Source organism: Micromonospora sp. NPDC020750 (genome assembly GCF_044334565.1).
Taxonomy (GTDB): domain Bacteria; phylum Actinomycetota; class Actinomycetes; order Mycobacteriales; family Micromonosporaceae; genus Micromonospora.
Genome location: NZ_JBIRTH010000005.1, coordinates 269,247 through 291,126 on the forward strand (window position 1 = coordinate 269,247; position 21,880 = coordinate 291,126).

The window sequence follows — 21,880 nt, forward strand, 5'->3', positions numbered from 1 at the left end:
TCGACACCGCAGAGCCGGCCGGCGGTCAGCGGCTACGGCGCCCCGGGGCCGCAGTTGTTGCTGGTACGCGTGACCGTGTACTCGGTGTCGTCGTGGGTGATGCCCGACGGTGAGCCGTCGAAGTGGGTCTCCACCTTCTGCCAGCCCCGGTGCTGCTCGTAGTGCAGGTGCGGCGCCCCGGAGTTGCCGGTGCTGCCGACCCGCCCGAGCTGCTCGCCCCGGGCCACCCGCTGACCGACCCGGACCAGCGGCGGTTCGAGCAGGTGGAGGTACTGCGTCTCCCACTTGCCGCCGTGGTCGATCTTCACCCAGTACCCGCCGCCCCGGCCGCGCGGGCCGTCCGGGTCGTCAGGGGTGCGCCCGCCGAGGGACCCGTTGATCCCCGCCTCGGTGACCGTGCCCGCGTCGGACGCGAGCACCGGCCGCCCCCACGCCTCGCCCTCGGTGGGGAACAGGTCGACGTCGTAGTCGTCGTGGCCCGGGTAGGTGCCGAGCTGCCAGGTCTCGCCGCACGCGACGGGGAGCTGGAAGGACGGGCGCGGGCCCGGCGGCAGCAGCAGCGGGACGACGACCGCGGCGGCGACGACGACGGCCGCGAGCGCGCCGAGCGCGAGGCCGGCGCGAAGGAGTCGGTTGCGGCGGGCGCGCGGGCTGGTCGGCTGGCCGGGCGTCATCGCTGACGGGGTGGTGCGGTGCTGTCGCGTACGACGAGTTCGGTGGCGAGTTCGAGGCGGGGGCTCTCGATCTTCTCGCCCTGGGCCAGCCGCAGCACGGTGCGCGCGGCCAGCATGCCCATCTCGGCCAGCGGTTGGCGGACCGTGGTCAGCGGCGGGGAGCACCACCGGACCTCGGGCAGGTCGTCGAAGCCGACCACGCTGATGTCGTCGGGCACCCGTAGGCCACGTTTGCGGACCGCCTCGTAGACGCCGAGCGCCATCTGGTCGCTGGAGGCGAAGATGGCGCTCGGCGGGTCGGGCAGCGCCAGCAGTTGTGTGCCGGCGGCGTAGCCGGACTCGTGGTAGAAGTTGCCGGGGCGGATCAGCGCGTCGTCGACGGCGACGCCGGCCGCGTCGAGCGCCGCCCGGTAGCCGTCCATCCGCGCGCGGCTGCACATCAGCTGCGGCGGGCCGGCGATGAAGCCGATGCGGCGGTGACCGAGGCCGAGCAGGTACTGGTTGGCGCCGAGGCTGCCCGCCCAGTTGGTGGCGCCGATGGTGGGCGCCTCCTGCGGGGCCACCCCGGCGGGGTCGACGATGACCACCGGAACGTTGAGCCGGCGCAGCTCGGCCTGCAACGGGGGCGCGACCATCGAGGTCACGAAGATGACCCCTTCGGTCGAGCGGGTACGCATGTTGTCGAGCCACTGCTTGGCCGAGGAGGTGCGCCGGTGGATGGCCGAGACGACGGTGCCGGCTCCGCTGCTGTGCGCGACGTCCTCCACCCCTCGGATGATCTCCACCGCCCAGGGGCTGTCGAGGTCGTTGAAGACCAGGTCGATCAGGGCGGTACTGGGCCGACGGCGCGGCGAACGGCGGCGGTAGCCGTGCCGCGTGAGCAGTTCCTCGACGCGTTCCCGGGTCTGGGGGGCGACGTCGGAGCGGCCGTTGATGACCCGGGAGACGGTGGGCACGGAGACGCCGGCCAGGCGCGCGATCATCGCGATGGTGACGTTCCGGCTGTTGTCGGGGCCCACGGTCCGCCCTTTCGCCTTGGGGAGCCTACGGTCGCAGAAGGCTACCGCAGCGGGTGCGCCTCACCCCTTCACGCTGCCGGCCAGGCCGCCGATGAGCTGGCGTTCGGCCACGGCGTAGAAACCCAGCGCCGGCAGCATGGACAGCACCACGTACGCGAGCACCCGTGCGGTGTCGTCGGCGTACTGGCCCTGGAATGCCTGGACCCCGACGGGAAGGGTCCACCAGCTCTGGTCGGTGAACACGACCAGCGGAAGCATGAAGTTGTTCCAACTGGTCACGACGGCCAGCACCGACACGGTGGCCAGGGCGGGCCGGGCCATCGGTAGCAGGATCCGCCAGAAGAACCCGAAGGGGGTGCACCCGTCGAGGATCGCGGCCTCCTCGACCTCGCCGGGGATGGTGCGGAAGAACTGGCGCAGGATGATGATGGTGACCGGCAGCCCGAACGCGGCCTGGGGCAGGATCACCCCGAGCGGGTTGTCCAGCAGGCCCAGGCCGCGCAGCAGGACGAACAGCGGCAGGATGGCCACCGCGAACGGGAACATCAGCCCGACCGCGAACAGGGTGAACAGCAGTTCCCGGCCCCGGAAGGCGAAGCGCGCGAAGACGAACGAGGCCGTCGCCGCCGCGCCGACGACGACGAGGGCGCTGGTCACGGCGATGAGGACGCTGTTGCCGAGCTGTCGCCAGAACACGCCGGAGGCGAGGATGCCGGTGTAGTTCCCGGTCACCCAGGGGTCGGGCCAGCCGAGCGGGTTGGTGGAGAGCTGCCCGTTGTCCTTGAACCCGCCGAGCACCCCGAACCAGACCGGTACGACGATGAGCGCGCCGACGGCGACGCAGACGAGGTGCAGTGCGAGGCGGCGGGCCCGCAGGGCCGGGTTCGCAGGGCCGGTCATCGCTGGGCTCCCTGGGTGGTGATCGCGCCCTCGGTGTCGCGGCGCATGACGACGCGCTGGTAGAAGAGGGCGAAGACGAGACTCAGGACGAACATGACGATGCTGATCGCGCTGGCGTAGCCGACCTCGAAGCGGCGGAAGCCGTACTGGTACATCGTCACCGCCATGGTCTCCGAGGAGTGGATCGGGCCGCCGCCGGTGAGCACCCAGACCATGTCGAACAGCTGGATGGTGCCGATGACCGACAGGAACACGCTGATCCGGATCGTCGGCCCGAGCAGGGGCAGGGTGACGTGCCGGAATGCCTGCCAGGAGCTGGCGCCGTCGGTGGTGGCCGCCTCGGACAGTTCCTTGGGGATGCCCTGCCGGGCGGCCAGGAAGAGCATCATGTACAGGCCGAAGTACTTCCAGGAGACGACCATGAAGACGGCGACCAGCACGGTGTCCGGGTCGGCGAAGACCGCCCCGGCGTCGGCGCCCAGCCACCGCGAGATCGCCTCGCCCAGCCCCCGGTTGGGCGAGAAGACCAGGGTGAACAGGACCGCGGTGGTGACCTCGGAGAGCACGTACGGGGCGAAGAACACCAGCCGGTAGACGCCGCGACCCCGCAACGGCTGGTTGAGGAGCATGGCCAGGCCCAGCGCGGCGGGCAGCTGGACCACCAGCGACAGCACGATCAGCACGAGTCCGCGCCACAGGTCACCACGGAAGGTCGGGTCGCGGAAGGCGCGGGTGTAGTTGTCCAGCCCGACGTAGTTCTCCGGCAGCCCGAAGCCGTTCCACTTGTACAGGCTGGCGTAGCTGGCCACCACGATCGGGGCGATGACCAGCAGCAGGAAGAGCACCAGGGACGGGGTCAGGAAGGCGGCGAGGACGCCCCGGCGGCCCGGCCGGGGCCGGCGGGCGCGCCACCGCGTGGCGTCCGGCCCCGGTGCCGACGGGTCGGTCGCCTTGTCGCCGTGCCACCTGTGCGGCACGGTCGATGGCCTGGTCATGCCTGCTCCACTCCATTCTCGCAACCGGCAACGGGTCGGCGGGGGGTGGCCATGCCTACTGGCTCTTCGCCACCGTGGTGATGTCCTTGACGATCTGCGCGGGCGTCTTGGAGCCGGCGATCAGCTCGGCGACGCTGTCGTTGACCTGCTGGCCGACTGCGGGCGGGTACGCCTGGTCGAGGTAGAGCTGGAAGCCGGTGGCACCGGCCAGGCTCGCCGCGACGACCTTGTTGTTGGGGTCGGAGATGGCGTCGGTGGCGTCCCTGACCGTCGGCAGCACCGCGCCGGTCCTGGCGGCCCTGCGCTGGTTGTCGGCGGTGAGCAGGGTCTTGAGGAAGTCGACGGCCGCGGCGGGGGCGTCCTTACCGACGGCGAAGCCGTTGCCGCCGCCGAACGCCTCCGAGGCGGAGCCCTTGCCGCCGTCGACGGCGGGGAACGGGAAGAAGCCGAGCTTGTCGCCGAGGCCCTTCTTGCCGGTGGAGGCCGAGGCCTGCACCGACGGGGCCCACTGGCCCATCAGTTCCATGGCCGCGCGACCGTTGCCCATGGTCGCGGCCTGCCCGTCCGGTGAGCTGTAGTCCGCGCCGAGGAAGCCCTTCTGGAACGGTTGCAGGTCGACCAGTTCCTTGAGCCGGTCGCCGGCTGCGACGAAGTCGGGGGTGTCGAAGTTGTTGTCCTTGGCGGCCTGTTGCAGGGCGCCGAGCCCGCCGATGCGCATGGCCAGGTACGCCCAGTAGTAGTGGGCCGGCCACTTCTCCTTGCCGGCCAGCGCGATCGGAACGGTCCCGGCGGCCTTGAGCCTGCGGACCGCGTCGAGGACCCCGGCCCAGGTGGTGGGTGCGGCGGTGACGCCCGCGGAGGCGAAGAGGTCCTTGTTGTACCAGAAGCCGACCATGCCGACGTCGAACGGGACGCCGTAGATCTTGCCGTCGACGGTGAACGGCTGCACGGCGGCGGGCAGCAGGCCGCCGATCCAGGGCCGCACGTCGTCGGTGAGGTCCTTGACCAGGCCCGCGTCCACCTGCTGCTTGAGCACGCCGCCGCCCCAGGACTGGAACAGGTCGGGCGGGGACCCGGCCTGGGTGGCGGTGGTCAGCTTGGCCTTGAACGCCTCGTTCTCCAGCGGCTGGACCTCGACGGTGACGGTGGGGTGTGCGCCGTGGTACTCCTGGGCCATCGCCGCCCACACCGGCAGCATCGGCTCGGTGTTCTGGATGTGCCACCAGTTGACGGCCTGCGGAGCGTCCGGGTCGCCGGACTCCCCATCGCCGCAGCCGGTGAGCAGATAGGCGCCGGCACCGGCGCCGACGAGGCCGAGCAGCGTTCTGCGGGAGAGGTGCGCGGTCATGGTCCATCCCTTCGGGGACTCACGAGGTGCTCGGATGCCGATCCAGCCGGCGGGTATCGAAGGTGGATCTCCGGAACTTTCGGTGCTTCGGTCGGTATTACCGATCGATGGCCGGCACGCTACGACGTAGCTTCTACCCGGGTCAAGGGGTCTGTCCTATGGCGACACAAACGGCTACCGTGGTCGGCATCCATCGAGATTCCGGATAGAGCATCCGGAAGTTTGCCGAGAGCCACACCAGAGGAGCCGACGTGTCGACCGAGACCGCTGACGTGGCGACCGCTGCCCGGTCGATCCGCAACCCCGTCCTCACCGGGTTCCACCCGGACCCGTCGATCCTGCGGGTCGACGACGACTACTACCTGGCCACCTCGACGTTCGAGTGGTATCCCGGGGTCCGCGTGCACCATTCCCGGGACCTCGTGCACTGGCGGGCACTGGGCGGGATCATCACCGAGCGCCGCCTGCTCGATCTGCGCGGCTGCGGCGACTCCAACGGGGTGTGGGCGCCCGACCTGTCCCACCACGACGGCGAGTTCCTCCTCGTGTACAGCGATGTGGCCAGCTTCGCCAGCGGCTACTGGGACCCGCAGAACTACCTGGTCACCGCACCCGACATCGCGGGCCCCTGGTCGGATCCGGTGGCACTGCACGGGCGCGGTTTCGACGCCTCGCTGTTCCACGACGACGACGGATCCAGCTGGCTGCTGAGCATGAGCGCGGACTGGCGACCCGGGCGCGACCGCTTCGCCGGCATCGAGATCCAGCGCTACGACCGGGCCGCGCGGCGCCTCGTCGGCCGGCCCCGCCTGCTGTTCACCGGCACCCCGGTCGGGCTCACCGAGGGCCCGCACCTGTACCGCCACGACGGCTGGTACTGGCTGGTCACCGCCGAAGGGGGCACGAGCTGGGAGCACCAGGTCACGGTGGCCCGGTCCCGGGGGCTGTTCGGGCCGTACGAGGTGGACCCGGCCGGGCCGCTGCTGACCTCCGTGGGCCGGCCCGACCTGCGGTTGCAGAAGGCCGGCCACGGCAGCCTGGTCCGCACCCCGCATGGCGACTGGTACCTGGCCCACCTGGTCGGTCGCCCCTACGCCCCGCTGGGCAACTGCGTGCTGGGCCGGGAGACCGCGATCCAGCGGGTCGAGTGGGCCCCGGACGGCTGGCCCCGCGTACCCGGGGGCGTGCCGGCGGACGAGGTCCCGGCGCCTGACCTTCCCACGCACCCGTGGCCGGCTGATCCCGCCACCGACCACTTCGACGCCGCGCAGCTCCACCCGGGGTGGTCGACGTTGCGCCGGCCCGCCACCGCGGACTGGGTGGACCTGCGGACCCGACCGTCGCACCTGCGGATCCACGGCGGGCAGTCGCCGGTGGGCCGGCAGACCCCCAGCCTGGTCGCGCGGCGCGTCGGCGCGGCGCGGTGCTCCCTGGAGACCGTGGTCGAGTTCGACCCGCTCGACCATCGTCAGTTGGCCGGGATCACCGCCTACTACAACACCCTCAACTGGCACCACCTCTACCTGACCCGCGCCGACGACGGCCGGACCGTGCTGGAGCTGCTCAGCTCCGACAGCGGGCGGCGCACCCCGTACCCCGGGCTGACAGTCGACGCCACCGGCGTCGCCCGGGTCGGGCTGCGGGCGGTGTTCGACGGGCCCGCCGTGCGCTTCTGGTACGACCTCGGCAGCGGCTGGCGGCAGCTACCGGTGGACCTCGACGCGACGATCCTGTCCGACGAACACGCCGCGCTGATCATCGACGGGGAGCCGGCGGCCTGGGGTTTCACCGGGGCGTTCCTCGGCCTGTGGGTGCAGGATCTCGGCGGCGACGGCGGCTACGCCGACTTCGACCTGGCCACCTACCGGGAGGGCTGACCGGCGACCGACGCGGGTCGCCGGCCGCAGAAGGGACATCCCGATGCCACCCTCCGCGGCCGGCCGTCGGCGAGTGGGAGCCACCGGGCACCGACGAGCTCGTCCACCAGGCTGAGCGACGGCGTCACGCCCGGTGCCGTGGTGCTGCCGCACGACGGCGGCGGGGACCGCTCAGCCGACCGCCGCCGGGGCGGTACGGTGGCCCGCCGCCTCGTCGCGGTGCCGCAGCACGAGGTCGGCGGCGACGGCGACCCCACCGGCCTGCCGCATCCGCTGGCTGAACAGCTCCGCCCGTTCCCGGAACGAGTCCTCGCTCAGCAGTCTCCTGAGCTTGGCGAGGATGTCCTCGACGTCCAAGGGGTCGGTCAGCTCGACGGCCAGCGCGAACCCGCTGTCGACCGCGCGCACCGCGCCATCGGGACAGTCCAGCCAGAACGGCATCATCAGCTGTGGGGTGGCGAAGTAGATGGCCTCATGGATCGCGTTGGCGGCACCGTGGTTGAAGAAGACCCGCACGTGCGGGTGGGCCAGCACCCGAAGCTGGGAGGGCAGCCACTCCTCCACCCGAAGGTTGCCCGGCAACCGTGCCGCGGACGGGAGGAGGCGCTGGTGGTCCGCGGACAGCTTCCAGAGCACGGCGTGCTCCGGCCCGAGCCGCTCCGCGACCTCGACGACCGCCCTCACCTGCGCCTCGGACGGTCGCATGATGGTGCCGAACCCGACGTAGACCACTGAGGGATGGTCGTCCAGCCAGCGGTTCAGTCCGTCGTCCTGCTCGACCGGCGGCAATTCCCTGGGCACCACCGGACCGAGCATCCGCAGGGTCGTCGGAGCGGTCTCGAACGGATATTCGAAGCCGAAGACCGTGTACGACATGAGCGCCACGGCATCCCCGAGGTAGTGCGCCGGTCGCATCTCCGGATTACGAAGACCGGCTTCCTTGCGACGGGCCATGGCGACGATGTTGCGCCGTAGCCGGTCCGGCTCTACGAACGCCCGCACCATCCTGCTCCGGAAGCTGGCGTTGGCCGCCTGCTGCTGGGGCGTCATCCGCTGCGGCAGCCCGGAGAACGGGGCGGGATAACGGGGTGGCAACAGCTCCTGGAGGAAATTGGACGGCGGCGTCGAGATGCTCACCATGAAGGGCACCTGCCGGGTCTGCGCCGCGTCCATCGCCCAACTTGCCTGGCTGTCCACCACGGCCACCGCCGGCCCAACGTCGTCGATGACCTCCAGGCAGCGCAGGTAGAGCTGCTGTATGTGGTCGTAATCGGTGCAGACGTCGATGTACCGGACGAACCTGACCGCCCGATCGCCGCTGGTCAGGGCCTGATATGTCGCGTCGTCCCAGGTCTCCGGTGACGACTGCGGGAGGGCCTCGCCGAGCGAGACGAAAGTAACCTCACCCGGGCCGGAGAGCGCCTCGACGTCCGCCCGGCGGTCCTCGGTCGACGCGAACCAGACCTTTTCGACACCTCGGGCCTTCAGCTCACCCACGATACTCAGCAACGGGTTGAACAGACCGGCACTGTTGTACGTGAATACCAGCACCGCTCTGCCGCACTCGTCTGCAGTCATGAACACCGTCCCATCCGTCTGTCAAGGTGCGCCGACGCGCCACATGTCGGCGTGGCTCCGGTTCAGACATTGCCCCTCAGCGGCCCCCGAAACCTTAACATCGCCGCATTTAAATACGGTTATCTCGCGGCCACGACATGGTGCGCAGCCGTGGTGGCGCAGGACCGCGATGACGAGGTTGCGCGGGCCGGCGTCGCGCGAGGAGGGACACCGGTGCGGGCCGGGTCGGGCGCTGCGGCGCGCTGTCCGGTCCGGACAGTCGACGTTCCTGCCGACGCCGCGTGGACATCGGCCGGCACCACGGCGAGATGCCTGGCCGGTTGTTTGACCGAGGGCGTTTCCGGCAAGTAGTTGGTGGCAGCACGAGTACACGCGAGGGACAGACGGGAGTCGGAAATGGTCAAGGGTGACATCGACACGTACCAAGAGGACGGGCAGTGGAAGACCCGCGCCGAGGGCAACCAGCAGGCCAGCAGCACCCATGACACCAAGGACGAGGCGCAGGCCCGGGGGCGCGAGATGGCGGCGGACCGTGGCGTCGAGCACGTGATCAAAAAGCAGGACGGCACGATCGGGGAGAAGAACACGTACCCGCGCAGCCGCGACCCACGGGACATCGAGGGCTGACCGGGCGAAGAGAGCCTACGCCAGCACCCGGACCAGCGTCGGAAGAACAATGGAATGCGGGGCCGCCCCACGTGGCCGGCCCCGCATCCATGCGTACGGGAACGGCGCTCGTCCGGCCGGGCCGGTCAGTTCGACGGTGACGCGAAAGGGCGACACGCGATCCGCAGCCGCAGCCGCAGCCGGCCATGGTAGGCCGACGGGGACCCTGACGTGGGCCCCGCTGCGGCCGGATCCCGGCGGACGACGTACGGGAACGGGCGACCCCGGCGGTACGCGACCCTCACTCCGCGGGCTGGGGCTCCCCTCCCCGACTGATGCGCAGGGTCAACACATCGGTGCGAACCGTGATGTGGCCGTGGAACAGCGCCGCGTCGTCCACCCCGTAGCCGATCTGGGTCGCGGTGACCAACGGATGCCCGAGCGCCACGCCGAGCCGGGCGGTGGATTCCTCGTCGGCGAGCACGGCGGCGAGTTCGATCTCCGCCCGCCGCACCGGCATGCCGGTCGCGCTGGCCAGGAACTCGAACATGTCCAGGTCGATGCTGACCAGCCCGGACGGGTCGAGGTCCCGGCCGGCGAAACGCAGCGGCAGATGATCCCGGATCCAGGCAGCCGCGACCCCGTCCACGGCGAAGAGCCGGTCGACCCGCCACACCGTCGAGCCCGCCTCCAACCCGAGTACCCTGGCGCAGTCAGCCGGGCACTTCGCCCGGCTGACCGCCGCGTCCTGAAGCGTCGGCCGGTGGCCCGAGGCGGTGATCCGGTCCCGCAGCGCGGTCACGTCACCGATCGACACGGGCACCCGCTCGCCGCCGTCGTGCACGAAGGTGCCGATCCCCCAGGTACGGGTCACCACCCCCTCGCCGGCGAGTTGACCCAGCGCCTCACGCACGGTGGCCCGGCTGACCTCCAAACGGTCGGCCAGTTCCCGCTCGTTGGGCAGCTTGTCGCCCGATCGGAACTCGCTGCCGATCAGCTCACGCAGCCGACCGTGCGCGGCCTGTAGCGCGGTCTCGCGCCGAACCATCCGCTCCACCTCTTCGCTCCCCGCCGCCGGCCGCGGCCTACGGAGTTTAGTTCGTCTGCGCCCGCCCGATGAATCGGCCGGCGGGGCGCTACCAGACCTGTTCGAGCACCCGGACGGTGTTGCCGCCGATCACCTTGGCGATCTCGTCGTCGGAGTAACCGTGGGTGACCAGCCACCCGACGATGTTGCCGAACGCCTCGCCCGGATTCTCCACCCCGGACACGTACTCCACCCGGGGGTGCTCCGGCCGGTTGCCGGCGTCGTGCGCGTAGTTGCCGGCGTAGGTGTTGTGCACCCCCACGTGGTCACCGAACATGGTGTCCGGCCCGAACGTGACATGGTCGATGCCGACCAGCTCCACGCAGTACGTGAAGTGGTCCATCACCGACTCGATCGAGTGGTGCGGATGATCGGCCGACAGGGTGGTGTGCGGGGCCGCCTCGATGCCGATCACGCCACCGCGCTCGGCGCAGGCCCGGATCACCTCGTCCGGCTTCATCCGCGAGGTGTCCCACACCGAGCGGGCACCGGCGTGGGTGATGAACACCGGCACCCGGCTGGCCTCGACCACGTCCAGCGAGGTCTGGTCGCCGGAGTGCGAGATGTCGATGGCGATGCCCAGCTTGTTCATCCGGTCCACCGCGCGACGACCGAAGTGGGTCAGCCCGCCGTCGTGCCGCTCGGAGAGGCCACCACCGAGCATGTTGGCCTGGCTGTAGGCGATGCCGAGCTGGCGGACGCCGAAGCCGTAGAGGATGTCGATCCGGTCCAGCTCGTTCTCGATCGGGCTGGCGCACTCCAGGCCGGCGACGAGCGCCAGCCGGCCGTCCCGCTTGGCGGCGTGGATGTCGGCCAGCGAGGTGGCCAGGAAGACGTGGTCCTGCTTGTAGAGGTCACTCATCCGCATCCCGAGGGCGTAGACGAGGTCGTTCCACTTCCAGCCGTTCTCGCTGGTCACGCAGGAGGCCCCGGCCATGAAGTTGTCGAACACCGCGGTCAGGCCGGAGCGCGCCAGCCCGTCGTAGCCGGTGCGCTGGCGCGCGGTGCGGTTGTACGTGCGCAGCTCGCGGACGTCCTCGGGCAGGACCACCGGGTGCTCGTGCAGGGAGATCGCGACGTGCTCGGTCAGCAGCCGGGTCACCCGCTCGCGCTGGGCGTCGGTCAGGCCGAGGTCGTGCTCCGGCACCCGGCCGACTTCCCGCGCCAGCTCGAACACCCGGTAGTCCGAGTGCGGCTCCAGGTACGAGTAGGACCTGTGCCCCTGGTACCGGGGGGCGGGTTCTTGCAGCAAGACACTCTCCTTCGGGACGGTCGCCGGTCGGTTACGCGGCCAGCGGGAAGTGGCAGGCAACCGGGTGCACTCCGGCGGCCAACGGCGGTTCGGTGGTGGCGCAGGTCTCGGTCGCCTGCCAGCAGCGGGTCCGGAACCGGCAACCCGAGGGCGGGTTTACCGGGCTGGGCGGGTCACCGGCCAGCAGGACCCGTTCCCGTTGCCCGCGTCCGGCCGGGTCGGGCACCGGCACGGCCGAGAGCAACGCGCTGGTGTACGGGTGCCGGGGCGTGTCGTACAGGCACGCCTCGGGGCCGGTCTCCACCAGCTTGCCGAGGTACATCACCGCCACCCGGTCGGAGATGTGCCGCACCACGGACAGGTCGTGGGCGATGAAGACGTACGCCACTCCCAGCTCCTCCTGGAGCCGTTCCAGCAGGTTGACCACCTGGGCCTGGACCGACACGTCCAGCGCGGAGACCGGCTCGTCGCAGACGATCACGTCGGGCTGGAGGGCCAGCGCCCGGGCGATGCCGATGCGCTGGCGCTGCCCGCCGGAGAACTGGTGCGGGTAGCGGTCGAGGTGCAGGTCGGCGTCGAGGCCGACCAGGTCGAGCAGGTCCCGGATCCGGTCGAGCCGGCGCCGCCGGTCCAGCACGTCGGGGTGGATCTCAAAGGGCTGGAGCAGGATCTCCCGGATGGTGCGCCGGGGGTTCAGCGAGGTGTACGGGTCCTGGAGCACGATCTGGATCCGCCGACGCAGGGCGCGCAGTTCCCGCCCCTTGGCGGCGTGCACCACCGACTCGCCGAAGCGCACCGCGCCGGAGGTGGGGTGTTCCAGCCCGACCAGCATCCGGGCCAGGGTGGTCTTGCCGCAGCCGGACTCGCCCACCACGCCGAGGGTCTCGCCCCGGCGCAGGTCGAAGGAGACTCCGTCGACGGCCTTGACCACGCCGCCGGAGGTGAACGGTATCCGCCCCTTGAGCGGGAAGTGCTTGACCAGGTTCTCGACCCGCAGCACCACGTCATCGCCGGGTGGCACTGAGCACCTCCTCATGGTGGTGGCAGGCGCTGGCCCGGTTGGCGGGCAGCACCTCCAGCAGCGGCAGGGACGTCCGACACTCGTCGGTGGCCCGGGGACAGCGCAGGTGGAACGGGCAGCCGGCGGGCAGCCGGGCCGGGTTGGGCGGGGCGCCCGGAATCGCGTAGAGGACGTCGTCGCGCCGGTCCACCCGGGGCATCGAGGCGAGCAGCCCCTCGGTGTACGGGTGCGCGGGGCCGGCGAAGATCTGCTCGACCGAGCCCTGCTCGACGAGCCGGCCGGCGTACATCACCGCCACGTCGTCGGCGACCTCGGCCACCACCCCGAGGTCGTGGGTGATCAGCAGCAGGCCCATCCCGCTGTCCCGCTGGATCTCCGCGAGCAGCTCCATCACCTGGGCCTGCACGGTCACGTCCAGGGCGGTGGTGGGCTCGTCGGCGATCAGCAGGTCCGGTTCCAGGGAGATGGCCAGCGCGATCATGATGCGCTGCCGCATCCCGCCGGAGAACTGGTGCGGATAGTCCCGGATCCGGTCCTTGGCGGCCGGGATCCGCACCCGGTCGACCAGTTCGACGGCCCGGCGGCGGGCGTCGGCCCTGGACATGCCGCGGCGGACCCGTAGCACCTCCATGATCTGGTGCCCGACCGTGAAGACCGGGTTGAGCGCGGCCATCGCGTCCTGGAAGACCATGCCGATGTCTTCGCCGCTGACCCGGTCGCGCTGCTTGCGCGGCAGGGTCAGCAGCTCCCGGCCGTGCAGCCGCACCGCGCCGCTGATCCGGGCCGGCGGCGTGTCGAGGATGCCCATCACCGCCTGCGCGGTGACGCTCTTGCCGGAGCCGGACTCGCCGAGGATCGCCAGGGTCTGCCCGGCATCGACCCTGAGCGTCACCCCGTTCACCGCGTTGATCGGCCCGGTCGGGCCGGGGAACGCGACCCGCAGGTCATCGATCTCCAGCAGGGTCATCGCAGCACCCCGGCTTCGGCGAGGAAGTCGCGCACCACCCGCTGGAACAGCTCGGGCTCCTCCAGCTGCGGCGAGTGCCCGGACTTCTCGAAGACCACCAGCCGGCCGTCAGGGACCAGGTCCGCGATGACCTGCGAGGCCGCCACCGGGGTACGCCAGTCGTGCCGGCCCACGGTGACCAGGGTCGGGCAGGTGATCAACGGCAGCTTCGGCTTGAGGTCGTAGTGGGGCATGTTCTGCCCGAAGGCCGCGTTGTGGGTCCGGTAGTGGAACCGGGTGGCGGCCAGCTTCGCCTCGTCCTTGGCCGGGTCGTGCTGGTGGTCGTACAACGGCAGGATCGCCCGCCAGTACTCCCGCAACTGCTCGTTGCCGGCGAACCGGCCGGTGCCGATCCGCTCGATGACCCACTCCGGGATCACGGATCGGTCGGTGTTGCGGGCCCGCTCGACCGCGAGGTGGTCGTGGGCGGTGTCCGCGGCGGTGTCCCGCAGCACCAGGGCGGAGACCCGGTCCGGATGGGCGACGGCGTACTCCAGTGCGATGAACCCGCCGTACGAGCCGCCGGCCATCACGATCTTCTCGTAGCCGAAGTGCTCCCGGATGGCGTCCACGTCGGCCACCCACTGCTCGTGGGTGAACGGCTCGTCGTCGCTGGACTCGCCCGACCCGCGGGCGTCGAAGACGATGACCCGCATCCGGTCGGCGAACGGGCCGAAGGAGCGCTTCGGCTCGTTGCGCGAGCCCAGGCCGGGCGCGCCATGGTGCACGATCATCGCCGGTGCGTCGGTCGGGCCGAACGCCTCTACGACCAGTTCTGCGCCGTTGATCTTCATCGGACCCCCTCGATGACGTTGGATGCCAGGTCACGCGGATAGCTGGTGAGCCGGCGCGGGCCGGCCTCCCGCACCAGGACGGTGTCGGAGATGCGGTAGCCGGCGTGGCCGGGGACGTAGACGCCCGGCTCGCTGGAGAGCAGCATGCCGGGGGCGAGCACGGTGTCGTCGCCGTCCTCGACCCACGGCGCCTCGTGGTTCTGCAACCCGATGCCGTGCCCCTGCCGGTGCCGGATGTAGTCGCCCAGCCCGTGCCCGCGCAGCACGTCCAGGCAGATCCGGTTGACCTCGGCGCAGGTCCGGCCGGCGATCATCGCCTCGGTGCCGACCTCCTGCGCCTCCCGGTCGGCCTCGTAGTAGCGCGCCTGCTCGGCGGTGGGTTCGCCGATGACGAAGGTGCGTTCGCTCTCCACGAACCGGCTGGCGACCGCCGCGCCGAGGGACAGGATCAGCGTGTCCCCCGGCTGGAGCCGCCGGCGGGTCGGCAGGCCGTGCGGCAGGGCGGAGTTCGGGCCGGCGTAGACCAGCCCGCCGGCCAGCTTGGTGGTGTAGACGACCAGGTCGTACTGGGCGTACATCCGGTCGGTGCCGTACCCGATCACGTGCCGGGCGATCTCGTCCTCGCGGGGCAGCGGTCCCCCGCCGGCCAGCGCCTCCTCGATCAGCGCCCGGCCCGCGCCGAGCATCTCGTCGCAGATCCGCGCGGCGGCCTCGTGGAACGGGATCTCCGCGGGGAACTTGCGCAGCCGCAGCCGGGCCACCGCGTCGGTGGTCTCCAGGGTGGCCCCTGCGATGGCCAGGGACAGTGCCCGGAACGCGCCGACCGTGATGCCGGTGCTCACCCCGATCCGGCGGATCGGGCCGTTGGGGCGGGACAGCGCCGCGGCGAGGGTCTGCTCGGCGGTGACCACGCCCGGGTACTCGAAGTAGCTGGCCGTGGCCATCTGGACGCCCTGCTGGGCGGCGTACTCCTCATCGAGTCGGGGGATGACCAGCAGCGGATCCCCCGCCCGCGGCATCCAGAGGTAGACGGGGCGTTCGGTGGCGATGTAGAAGAAGCCGCTGAGGAAGGCGACGTCGGCCGGTGAGGTGGCCAGGAAGCCGTCCAGGCCACGCTCGTCGAGCGCCTCGGCGAGCCGGGTCCGGACGCTGGTGTAGAAGCTGTCGGGCAGTCGCATGGTCAGCCTCCGTTGCGGCGGGGGTCGCGGGTGTCGTTGAACCTCATGCCGGCGACGGTCGCCGAGAGCACCAGCAGCAGGATCGCCAGCGACGGGAAGAGCGTCTGCCACCAGGCGATGGCGATCACGCCGCTGCGCTGGGCGTTGAGCAGGATCCGCCCCCAGGACCAGGCGTCCGGGTCGCCGAGGCCGAGGAAGCTCAGCCCGGCCTCGGAGATCACCGCCCGGGAGGCGGTGAGCAGGACGCTGACGATCACCAGCGAGACGACCGCGGGCAGGATCTCCCGGGTGACGATCCGCCAGCCGGTGGCGCCGAGCACCCGGGCCCCGTCGATGTAGGGCATCGCGCTGACGACCAGGCCCTGCGACCGGATCAGCCGGGCCACCTCGGGCCAGGCGAAGAAGCCGATGATCATGGTCAGCGTCCAGACGCTGGGGCTGATCACCGCGGCCAGCATGATCATCAACGGCAGGGTGGGCAGCGCCAGCATCACGTCGGTGATCACCGTGGCGACCGCGTCGATCGGGCGGAAGTAGGCCGAGGCAAGCCCGATCGCGGTGCCCAGCACGATCGCGATCACCGAGGCGGCCAGGCCGATCACCAGGCTGGTCCGGGTGCCCCAGACCACCTGGGCGAAGATGTCCTGCCCGAGGTCGTCGGTGCCGAACCAGTGCCCACCGGACGGCGATTGCAGCACGTCCGAGCCGGCACCGACCGGCTCGTCGGCGATCAGCGGCGCGAAGACCGCCATCACCACCATCACGAGCAGCACGAGCACCGACAGCGCCGCGGAGGGCTGGCGCAGGTAGCCGTACCAGGACCGCTTGACGGGGACCGGGACGACCGGCGGCACCGTCTGCTCGGTCAGCACGGGGGCGCTCACGGCGTTCTCCCTTCGAAGGTGGCGGTCACAGTCGGATCCGGGGGTTGAGGACGGCGTAGAGCATGTCGGTCAGCGCGTTGGCGGCCACCACCGTGACGGCGAGCATGATGAACGCCCCCTGGAGCACCGGGTAGTCCTGCTGCCCGACCGCCTCGAAGATCAGCCGGCCGACTCCGGGATAGGCGAAGACCGTCTCGGTGAGCACCGCGCCGCCGACCAGAGTGCCCAGTTGCAGGCCCATCAGGGTCAGCGCCGGCAGGATCGCGTTGCGCAGACCGTGCTTCCAGACCCGACGCCGGGCCGACAGTCCCCGGGCCTGGGCGGCCCGGATGTAGTCCTCGCCGAGGACCTCGATCATGTTGGTGCGCAGGGTCAGCGCGTACGGGCCGAGTTGCACCAGCACCAGCGACAGCACCGGCAGCACCAGGTGGTGGGCCAGGCTCAGGTAGGCCGCCGCGCCCCGGGTGTCCGGGTCGATCGCCCCACCGATCGGGAACCAGCCGAGCTGGGCGCCGAGGAAGACCAGCAGCAGCATGGCGACGCTGGGCACGAAGAGCGCGTGCCCGCCGATGCCGAGCGCCTGCAGCGTACGGTCCAGCCATCGGCCCCGGTGCACGGCGGCGGAGACGCCGATCGGAATGCCGACGGCGATGGTGATCACGAACGCGCTGCCGGCGAGCAGCAGCGTCCAGGGCAGCCGGTCGACGATGATGTCGGCGACCGGCTGGATCTGCCGGAACGAGATGCCCAGGTTGCCCTGGAGCAGCTCACGCAGGTACGACACGTACTGCTCCCACAACGGACGGTCCAGGCCGTACGTCTTGAGCAGCGCCGCCTGCATCTCCGGCGTCATGTCCCCCTCGACCATCAGGGCCGTGGGGTCCCCCGGCAGCATCCGGAGCAGGAAGAACGTCGAGGTGATCGCAATCCACACGGTCAGGACGGCCTTCAGTGCCCGGCTGAGCATGAAACGCGCCACGGGGGACCCCTCCTTTCCCTCTGGTTATCGGCTACTTGACCGGGGTGACCTGGGCGAGCGAGTACGCGGTGACCATGCCGAGCAGGTCCGACGGCGACGGGGTGAAGCCGGTGAACTTGCTGGCGTTGTAGGCGAACCGGAAGTTCTCCACGTACAGCGGGGTCAGGTACGCCTGGTCGTGCACGACCTTGTCCAGGTTCTTGATCTTGGTCTTGAACGCCTCGGGGTCGGTGGTGCCGGCCGCGTCGTTGATCAGCTTGTCGATCTCGGCCGACTCGAGCAGGTTGTAGTTGATGCCACCCGGGTTGCTGGACAGGTAGGTGCTGCGCAGCTGGTCCATCGGGTTGTCGAACACGCCCCACTGCGAGGCGTCGATGTCGTACTCGCCGCTCTTGGTGCGGGACAGGAAGGTGTTCCGCTCGACGCACTCGTTCTTCAGCTTGATGCCGGCCTTGGCCGCGCTCTCCCGGAAGAGCTGCACGACGCGGGTCATGTTCGCGTTGGACTGGTCGCACGCAACGCCGAAGGCCAGCTCGTCGAAGAACCCGTCGTTGTTGGCGTCCTTGTAGCCGGCTGCGGTCAGCTTGGCCTTCGCCCCGGCGGGGTCGAACGCGTACGGCTTGACCTCGGAGTTGTCGTAGTCCGAGAAGACCGGCGAGATCGGGCCGGCCATCTCCTGGGCGTCGCCCTGGAGCACAGCCGAAATGATCGACTTGGTGTCGACCGACATCGACAGCGCCTGCCGGACCTCCTGGTCGGCCAGGAACTTGTTCTTCATGTTGTAGGTCAGGTGCGCGAAGCCCAACGCGCCGACCTTCTCCATCTTGATCTTCGAGTCACCCTCGAAGGTCTTCGCCGCCGACACCGGCACCGGGGTGCCCATCAGGTCGATGTCGCCGTTGCGCAGCGCCAGCATCATCGTGTTCACGTCCGGGTAGACCCGGTACTCGACCTTGCTGACCGCGGCCTTGCCACCCGGGGCGAGCGGGTAGCTCTCGTTGCGCTTCATGACGTAGCGCTGGCCCTTGGTCATGCTGTCCAGCACGAACGGCCCGGCGCCGACCCAGTTCGAGTCGTTGGGGAACTTGGACAGGTCGCCGGCCGGCTCGAAGACGTGCTTCGGCACGACCGACATCCAGAACCCGACGCCCTCGGCGAACGGCGCGTACGGCTGGGAGAGCTTGAACTTGACCGTGGTCGCGTCCGGCGCCTCGATCGACTCGACCCAGGTCAGCTTCGCGGCGACGTTGCCGAGCTTGTACTTCATGATCATCTCGGCGCTGAACTTGACGTCGTCCGCGACCACCGGCTTGCCGTCGGTCCACTTGAAGTCGTCCCGCAGCACGAACACGGCGGTCTTGCCGTCGTCCTCGTAGCGGTACTCCTTGGCCAGCTCAGGTGCCTTCTTCGCGTTCTCGTCGATCCGCAGCAGGTGCGGGTACATCGCGTTGAGGATCCACGAGTCGGTCTTGCTCAGCGACTGCAGCGGATTGAAGTTGCTCACGTCGGTGGTGGTGCCGATCCGCAGCACCGAATCGCCCGTCGAGCTGCTGGAGGACGCGTTGTCCTCGTTGATGCCGCAGCCGGAAACGCCGAGCGTGGCCACCACGCCGAGCGCGACGGCGAGCCGCCACCGACCCTTGACCATGCTTTTCACCAGACCTCCTCAAGAACCCGGATGATGTTGCCGCCGATGACCTTGGCGATCTCGTCGTCGGAGTAACCGTGCGTGACCAACCACCCGACGATGTTGCTGAAGCACTCCGCCGGGTTCTCCATGCCGCTCACGTGCGGGACCCGGGGGTGGTCCACCACTCCGTGGGCCTTCCCGATCGCCAGGTGCTGGGTGAAGCTGTCGTGCAGCCCCACGTGGTCACCGAAGTTGGTGTCCGGGCCGAACGCCACGTGTTCGATGCCGACCAGCTCCACGCAGTACGTGAAGTGGTCCATCACCGACTCGATCGAGTGGTGCGGATGCTCGGCCGAGAGGGTGGTGTGCGGAGCGGCCTCGATGCCGATCACGCCACCGCGCTCGGCGCAGGCCCGGATCACCTCGTCCGGCTTCATCCGAGGGGTGTTCCAGACCGAGCGGGCACCGGCGTGGGTGATGAACACCGGGACCCGGCTGGCCTCGACCACGTCCAGCGAGGTCTGGTCGCCGGAGTGCGAGATGTCGATGGCGATGCCCAGCTTGTTCATCCGGTCCACCGCGCGCCGACCGAAGTGGGTCAGCCCGCCGTCGCGGTCCTCGGAGAGCCCGGATCCGAGCATGTTGGCCTGGCTGTAGGCGATGCCCATCTGGCGGACGCCGAAGCCGTAGAGGATGTCGATCCGGTCCAGCTCGTTCTCGATCATCGTGGCCGCCTCCAGACCGGCCACCAGGGCGATCTGGCCGTTGCGCTTGGCCTCGAAGATCTGTTCCAGCGTGGTTGCCACAACCACGTGGTCCTGCTTGGCGACATCGGCGAAGCGCAGGCCGATGTCGTAGATGACGTCTTCCCACTTCCAGGCGTGCTCACTGGTCACGCAGCCGGTGCCGTTCATGAAGTTGTCGAAGACCGCGGTCATGCCGGACCGGGCCAGGCCCTCGAAGCCGAAGGAGTTGCGGCCGGTGCGGTTGTAGTCGCGCAGCTGCGACACATCGGCCGGCAGGATCTTCGGGTGCTCGTGCAGCGAGATGGCCATGTGCTCGTGGAGCAGCCGGGAGACCCGGCCGCGCTGGTCGTCGCTCAGGCCGAGGTCGTGTTCGGGCACCCGGCCGAGCTGCGGCGCGAGTTCGAAGACCTTGTAGTCGGCCTGCGGCGTCAAGTAGTCGAAGGACCGGTATCCGGCATAGCGGGGGGCGGGTTCCTGCACTCGTCAACTCACCTCGTCGGGTTAGAGGTATGAGGCATGAGGTCTGACCTCGGGCCTCACCGGACGCTAGCCGAGCTAGAACGGGTCCGGAATACCTCGTGACCTGACCGTTACCTCAATCCGCCAATGTTCCCGCAGGTCAGGACGGCCCTGGTGAGTCGCAGCGGTTGACGCGGGTCGGCCAGCACCCCGGACGCCCGCCCCTTCGATCCGCCGAAAGGTGGAACGGCGGTCCCCCTCACGACAGGCAACACGGCCCAGTGGTCCGACCATTAAGCCCGACAATTTGCCCGAACCGGATTCCGACCCCCTGGCAACGCGCAGCGACGGGAACGACGGGCAACGACGGGCAGGCCGTTCACGCCGGCTTCGGTCGCAGGCGACCTCGGGCCACCAGCTCGACGGTGAGGACGACGGCGACGGCCTCCACCGCCAGCGCCACCGGCACGCGCGTGCGCCACCGGCGCAGGGCCGGGAAGCGCTTCCTCACCCTGCCTGCGCCGTCATCCGCCGGTGCCGGCTCCGGGACGCGCGCAGCGGCGGGCAGTCGAGGAGCTTGCCGACGCCGCCCGGGCGGTTCGCCGGGTCGACTGTCAGGACGGGGCCTTGACCTGGCCGTCGAAGGCGATGCTGCGCCACAGGTCGAACTGGCGGTCGTTGCCGATCAGGGGGTTGCCGACCAGCGCGACGGCGGCCGTCACCTCCTCGTTGTTGCTGAGCTGGCGGAAGTAGCCGGGGCCGACCAGGGCGATGCCCCGGTTGGTGGACTGGATCAGCCTCATGTCGTCCTTCCACAGATCGAGCGGCGGCGTCGGGTTGACGTAGGTCAACGGGTTGATCCGGCGGCCCGCGGGGTCGATCATGTGCCAGTGCAGGTGCGGCCCGGTCGAGGAGCCGGAGCCGGGAGCGCCGGCCGCGCCGCCGGACCTGCCGACGATGGCTCCCGACGCCACCGAGGTCCCATTCGCCAGCAGGAACTGGGACAGGTGCAGGTACTGGCTGCGGTACCCGTCGGAGTGGTTGATGGTCACGGTGTGACCGGCCGTGCCGTTGTTCGGGATGTTCGAGATCGTCCCGGCGCCGCACGCGGGGAGGTTCGTGCCGACCGACATCGCGAAGTCGACTCCCCCGGCGGAACCGCGGTCGATGTGCTCCTGCCACCCGTCGGTGATCCGGTAGCCGCTGAACGGGTTGTAGATCACCGGTGCCGCCAGCGCGGGCGCCGACTGGAACAGCCCGCCGAGCACCACACCACCCGCCACCACCGCCGTACCCCGCAGCAGTTCCCTGCGGCCCACGGCCGGCAACCCGCCGCCGTCGCCGCGGTGAGACTGCGGCTCGTTCGCCATGACTGCCATCCCTCCTGGCCCCGGGCGGGACGCGGGTCCATCGAGGACCTCGGTGGAAGGTCATCCCGGACCGACACTATATCCACAGAGGCAGATGTCCTCAGCCCTCCGACCGAGCCTGCGGTGACGGCGGCCCGCCGGGCAAGGTGCGCGACACCGGTGTAGCGACACCGGTCGAGCGCGCTGTCGACGGCCCCGGAGGCAGCCGGCACCACTGGCGACCCCAGCAGCGGAAACACGGCGAAAGCGGGCACTGCGGACAACGCAAACAACTGTCGACATTCTGACACGCGTCCCCCTGAGCGCTACGGTGATCCAGTCCCCCTTCCAGGCCGCCAATGGGCGTCTGACCTGCACATATGGTTGATTCATGTGGTTTGGGACCGCAGGCGGGCCGTGCGACGTGGCCCGCGGTACGGAGGGTGATGCGAGCACGCGCACCCGGCGGGCCGGCGGGCCGTTTCCCGGCGTCATGTC

20 protein-coding genes are annotated in these 21,880 nt (G+C 70.2%); 2 read left to right on the plus strand and 18 right to left on the minus strand.

Annotation, left to right across the window (positions count from 1 at the left end; translation table 11 throughout):
* Window positions 1-32 precede the first annotated feature (32 nt).
* The 5 genes from ACH4T9_RS17725 to ACH4T9_RS17745 all read right to left on the minus strand — a co-directional run bounded on the left by ACH4T9_RS17725 (window position 33) and on the right by ACH4T9_RS17745 (window position 4,936).
* Entirely contained in the window at window positions 33-674 is a 642-nt protein-coding gene (locus ACH4T9_RS17725; RefSeq protein ID WP_396672363.1) for a M23 family metallopeptidase, read from the minus strand.
* Window positions 671-1,657: a LacI family DNA-binding transcriptional regulator gene (locus tag ACH4T9_RS17730; protein WP_396672558.1), complete on the minus strand. Its 987-nt coding sequence runs from the start codon at window positions 1,655-1,657 to the stop codon at window positions 671-673. Before ACH4T9_RS17730 ends, ACH4T9_RS17725 begins: the two co-directional genes overlap by 4 nt.
* Before the next feature lie 96 nt (window positions 1,658-1,753).
* Complete coding sequence (locus tag ACH4T9_RS17735; protein WP_396672362.1) at window positions 1,754-2,593, minus strand: carbohydrate ABC transporter permease; 840 nt, start codon at window positions 2,591-2,593, stop codon at window positions 1,754-1,756.
* Window positions 2,590-3,588, minus strand: coding sequence for a carbohydrate ABC transporter permease (locus ACH4T9_RS17740; RefSeq protein WP_396672361.1), 999 nt, complete (start codon window positions 3,586-3,588; stop codon window positions 2,590-2,592). The genes ACH4T9_RS17735 and ACH4T9_RS17740 overlap by 4 nt, the downstream gene beginning before the upstream one ends.
* A 55-nt stretch (window positions 3,589-3,643) precedes the next feature.
* Window positions 3,644-4,936, minus strand: a complete 1,293-nt coding sequence (locus tag ACH4T9_RS17745) for an extracellular solute-binding protein (protein ID WP_396672360.1) — start codon at window positions 4,934-4,936, stop codon at window positions 3,644-3,646.
* 251 nt (window positions 4,937-5,187) lie between these two features.
* Between ACH4T9_RS17745 and ACH4T9_RS17750 the strand changes: the two genes are divergently transcribed.
* Window positions 5,188-6,813, plus strand: coding sequence for a glycoside hydrolase family 43 protein (locus tag ACH4T9_RS17750; protein WP_396672359.1), 1,626 nt, complete (start codon window positions 5,188-5,190; stop codon window positions 6,811-6,813).
* A 171-nt stretch (window positions 6,814-6,984) separates the two neighbouring features.
* Here the strand turns inward: ACH4T9_RS17750 and ACH4T9_RS17755 are convergent, their stop codons facing one another.
* On the minus strand, window positions 6,985-8,391 hold the full coding sequence (locus ACH4T9_RS17755; protein ID WP_396672358.1) for a glycosyltransferase: 1,407 nt from the start codon (window positions 8,389-8,391) through the stop codon (window positions 6,985-6,987).
* A gap of 396 nt (window positions 8,392-8,787) precedes the next feature.
* On the opposite strand from ACH4T9_RS17755, the gene ACH4T9_RS17760 reads away from it, so the two are divergent.
* Window positions 8,788-9,018, plus strand: a complete 231-nt coding sequence (locus tag ACH4T9_RS17760) for a DUF2188 domain-containing protein (RefSeq protein WP_396672357.1) — start codon at window positions 8,788-8,790, stop codon at window positions 9,016-9,018.
* Window positions 9,019-9,298: 280 nt separating this feature from the next.
* Here the strand turns inward: ACH4T9_RS17760 and ACH4T9_RS17765 are convergent, their stop codons facing one another.
* The 12 genes from ACH4T9_RS17765 to ACH4T9_RS17820 all read right to left on the minus strand — a co-directional run bounded on the left by ACH4T9_RS17765 (window position 9,299) and on the right by ACH4T9_RS17820 (window position 21,403).
* Window positions 9,299-10,045 carry a GntR family transcriptional regulator gene (locus ACH4T9_RS17765; RefSeq protein WP_396672356.1) on the minus strand — a complete coding sequence of 249 codons (747 nt, stop codon included), beginning with the start codon at window positions 10,043-10,045 and terminating at the stop codon, window positions 9,299-9,301.
* Between the two features lie 88 nt (window positions 10,046-10,133).
* Window positions 10,134-11,336, minus strand: a complete 1,203-nt coding sequence (locus ACH4T9_RS17770; protein ID WP_396672355.1) for a dipeptidase — start codon at window positions 11,334-11,336, stop codon at window positions 10,134-10,136.
* 31 nt (window positions 11,337-11,367) lie between these two features.
* Complete coding sequence (locus tag ACH4T9_RS17775) at window positions 11,368-12,372, minus strand: ABC transporter ATP-binding protein (RefSeq protein WP_396672354.1); 1,005 nt, start codon at window positions 12,370-12,372, stop codon at window positions 11,368-11,370.
* Window positions 12,341-13,324, minus strand: coding sequence for an ABC transporter ATP-binding protein (locus ACH4T9_RS17780; RefSeq protein ID WP_396672353.1), 984 nt, complete (start codon window positions 13,322-13,324; stop codon window positions 12,341-12,343). The genes ACH4T9_RS17775 and ACH4T9_RS17780 overlap by 32 nt, the downstream gene beginning before the upstream one ends.
* Complete coding sequence (locus tag ACH4T9_RS17785) at window positions 13,321-14,157, minus strand: alpha/beta fold hydrolase (protein ID WP_396672352.1); 837 nt, start codon at window positions 14,155-14,157, stop codon at window positions 13,321-13,323. The genes ACH4T9_RS17780 and ACH4T9_RS17785 overlap by 4 nt, the downstream gene beginning before the upstream one ends.
* Window positions 14,154-15,335 (minus strand): M24 family metallopeptidase, encoded by a 1,182-nt coding sequence (locus ACH4T9_RS17790; protein WP_396672351.1) that lies wholly within the window; start codon window positions 15,333-15,335, stop codon window positions 14,154-14,156. Before ACH4T9_RS17790 ends, ACH4T9_RS17785 begins: the two co-directional genes overlap by 4 nt.
* 2 nt (window positions 15,336-15,337) lie before the next feature.
* Window positions 15,338-16,219 carry an ABC transporter permease gene (locus ACH4T9_RS17795; protein ID WP_396672350.1) on the minus strand — a complete coding sequence of 294 codons (882 nt, stop codon included), beginning with the start codon at window positions 16,217-16,219 and terminating at the stop codon, window positions 15,338-15,340.
* Between the two features lie 25 nt (window positions 16,220-16,244).
* A complete protein-coding gene (locus tag ACH4T9_RS17800) occupies window positions 16,245-17,198 on the minus strand; it encodes an ABC transporter permease (protein WP_396672349.1) in 954 nt (317 codons plus the stop codon).
* 31 nt (window positions 17,199-17,229) lie between these two features.
* Window positions 17,230-18,846, minus strand: coding sequence for an ABC transporter substrate-binding protein (locus tag ACH4T9_RS17805; RefSeq protein WP_396672557.1), 1,617 nt, complete (start codon window positions 18,844-18,846; stop codon window positions 17,230-17,232).
* A gap of 5 nt (window positions 18,847-18,851) precedes the next feature.
* Window positions 18,852-20,054 (minus strand): dipeptidase, encoded by a 1,203-nt coding sequence (locus tag ACH4T9_RS17810; protein ID WP_396672348.1) that lies wholly within the window; start codon window positions 20,052-20,054, stop codon window positions 18,852-18,854.
* 358 nt (window positions 20,055-20,412) lie between these two features.
* Window positions 20,413-20,544, minus strand: coding sequence for a hypothetical protein (locus ACH4T9_RS17815; protein WP_396672347.1), 132 nt, complete (start codon window positions 20,542-20,544; stop codon window positions 20,413-20,415).
* A 103-nt stretch (window positions 20,545-20,647) separates the two neighbouring features.
* Window positions 20,648-21,403 (minus strand): M23 family metallopeptidase, encoded by a 756-nt coding sequence (locus tag ACH4T9_RS17820; RefSeq protein WP_396672346.1) that lies wholly within the window; start codon window positions 21,401-21,403, stop codon window positions 20,648-20,650.
* Between the last annotated feature and the right edge of the window lie 477 nt (window positions 21,404-21,880).

Bases quoted from the DNA above. Each gene is read 5' to 3' on its own strand.
- ACH4T9_RS17805 (WP_396672557.1), bottom strand. From the start codon at position 18,846: ATGGTCAAGGGTCGGTGGCGGCTCGCCGTCGCGCTCGGCGTGGTGGCC.
- ACH4T9_RS17725 (WP_396672363.1), bottom strand. From the start codon at position 674: ATGACGCCCGGCCAGCCGACCAGCCCGCGCGCCCGCCGCAACCGACTC.
- ACH4T9_RS17755 (WP_396672358.1), bottom strand. From the start codon at position 8,391: ATGACTGCAGACGAGTGCGGCAGAGCGGTGCTGGTATTCACGTACAAC.
- ACH4T9_RS17745 (WP_396672360.1), bottom strand. From the start codon at position 4,936: ATGACCGCGCACCTCTCCCGCAGAACGCTGCTCGGCCTCGTCGGCGCC.
- ACH4T9_RS17765 (WP_396672356.1), bottom strand. From the start codon at position 10,045: ATGGTTCGGCGCGAGACCGCGCTACAGGCCGCGCACGGTCGGCTGCGT.
- ACH4T9_RS17785 (WP_396672352.1), bottom strand. From the start codon at position 14,157: ATGAAGATCAACGGCGCAGAACTGGTCGTAGAGGCGTTCGGCCCGACC.
- ACH4T9_RS17820 (WP_396672346.1), bottom strand. From the start codon at position 21,403: ATGGCGAACGAGCCGCAGTCTCACCGCGGCGACGGCGGCGGGTTGCCG.
- ACH4T9_RS17760 (WP_396672357.1), top strand. From the start codon at position 8,788: ATGGTCAAGGGTGACATCGACACGTACCAAGAGGACGGGCAGTGGAAG.
- ACH4T9_RS17735 (WP_396672362.1), bottom strand. From the start codon at position 2,593: ATGACCGGCCCTGCGAACCCGGCCCTGCGGGCCCGCCGCCTCGCACTG.
- ACH4T9_RS17780 (WP_396672353.1), bottom strand. From the start codon at position 13,324: ATGACCCTGCTGGAGATCGATGACCTGCGGGTCGCGTTCCCCGGCCCG.
- ACH4T9_RS17730 (WP_396672558.1), bottom strand. From the start codon at position 1,657: ATGATCGCGCGCCTGGCCGGCGTCTCCGTGCCCACCGTCTCCCGGGTC.
- ACH4T9_RS17775 (WP_396672354.1), bottom strand. From the start codon at position 12,372: ATGAGGAGGTGCTCAGTGCCACCCGGCGATGACGTGGTGCTGCGGGTC.
- ACH4T9_RS17790 (WP_396672351.1), bottom strand. From the start codon at position 15,335: ATGCGACTGCCCGACAGCTTCTACACCAGCGTCCGGACCCGGCTCGCC.
- ACH4T9_RS17740 (WP_396672361.1), bottom strand. From the start codon at position 3,588: ATGACCAGGCCATCGACCGTGCCGCACAGGTGGCACGGCGACAAGGCG.